We start from the raw sequence: 1728 nt of genomic DNA, 5'->3' as shown, positions 1-1728 counted from the left end.
CGCCATAACCTGCCGCAGCCATCCAGTTTGCCGATAATTTAATATCGCTTAATTGGGCAATGTTGGCCGAAGCAATATTGGTAATAGATTCGCCAACCGCCATTCGTGCGGATGCCCCTGCATCAATCAAGGCTAAGGGTGTACGTTCACCCATCGCCATTGCTTCGCCTGTATAAGCGTGAAAACCACTGGCAGTTACTGCACAATCGGCAACAGGCACTTGATAACGGCCAACCATTTGCTCACGCGCGACTAGACCTGTCACTGAGCGGTCGCCAATGGTAATTAAGAACGATTTAGAGGCGACGGTGGGTACTTGTAATACCCGTTTTGTTGCTTCGCTTAAATCAATCGTTGAGCTGTCAAATGCGGCTTGTTCAATCGCTTGGCTATTAAATTGACGAGACATACGTGGTGGTTTGCCCAACAACACTTGCATCGGCATATCCACCGCTTTGTTGGCAAAATGGCTGTCACTGACGGTTAAGTGTTGCACTTTTTCTGCTTGGCCTAAGACCGCAAAGGGACAACGCTCACGCTCACAAATGGCTTCAAATTCGGCTAAACGCTCTGGACGCACGGCTAAGACATAACGCTCTTGCGCTTCGTTACACCAAATTTCGCGTGGGCTCATGCCACGTTCTAAATTAGGAATGTTGCGTAATTCTAAGGTTGCACCTAAATCCCACTCATGCACTAATTCAGGCATGGCATTCGACAAGCCACCTGCCCCCACATCATGCACAGAGACTAAAGGATTGTTGTCACCCATTGCCCAACACACATCAATCACTTCTTGGCAACGACGTTCCATTTCGGGGTTATCACGTTGTACCGAGGCAAAATCTAAATTTTCGGAGCTTGCGCCGCTAGCCATACTCGATGCCGCACCGCCACCTAAACCAATTAACAAGGCTGGGCCACCTAGCACAATCAAACAATCGCCTGCTTGAATAGCATTTTTTTGCACATGTTCTTCACGAATATTACCCAAACCACCTGCAATCATAATCGGCTTGTGATAACCACGCACTTCGCTGCCATTAACACCATTAACCGCTAATTCAAAGCTACGGAAATAACCACACAAATTGGGACGACCAAACTCATTATTAAAGGCTGCACCGCCTAAAGGCCCGTCAATCATAATGTCTAAAGCACTGACAATACGATTGGGTTTGCCATAGGCCACTTCCCACGGTTGTACAAAGTTGGGAATTTGCAAATTAGATACGCTAAAGCCTGCTAAACCTGCTTTGGGTTTACCACCACGGCCTGTTGCCCCTTCATCACGAATTTCACCACCCGAACCTGTTGAAGCTCCTGCAAAGGGTGAAATTGCGGTGGGATGATTGTGGGTTTCAACTTTCATTAAAATATGGACAGGCTCATTGCTATAACCATAGGTTTTGCTGCTCGGATTGGGAAAAAAGCGGTCAGCTTGATGACCAACAATCACCGAGGCATTATCTTTGTAGGCCGATAAAATATTCTCTGGGGATTGATTGTAGGTATTTTTAATCATGCCAAATAAAGATTTATCGGCTTTTTCGCCATCAATTGTCCATTCAGCATTAAAAATTTTGTGGCGACAATGTTCCGAGTTAGCTTGGGCAAACATCATCAATTCTACATCGTGAGGATTGCGGCCTAACTGTTGAAAACTATCAACCAAATAGTCAATTTCATCGGGTGATAAGGCAAAACCAAACTCTTGGTTGGCTTTCA

1 protein-coding gene is annotated in these 1728 nt (G+C 45.9%); it reads right to left on the bottom strand.

Annotation, left to right across the window (positions count from 1 at the left end):
* Positions 1-1728 (bottom strand): phosphoribosylformylglycinamidine synthase (gene purL / locus Q0212_RS11355; RefSeq protein ID WP_297925539.1); only part of this gene is annotated, 1728 nt, incomplete at both ends.

Source organism: uncultured Agitococcus sp. (genome assembly GCF_937920075.1).
In the GTDB taxonomy this organism is placed as follows: domain Bacteria; phylum Pseudomonadota; class Gammaproteobacteria; order Pseudomonadales; family Moraxellaceae; genus Agitococcus.
Note: the sequence above shows the minus strand (reverse complement) of the source record. Positions and strands in the feature narration are given on the sequence as shown.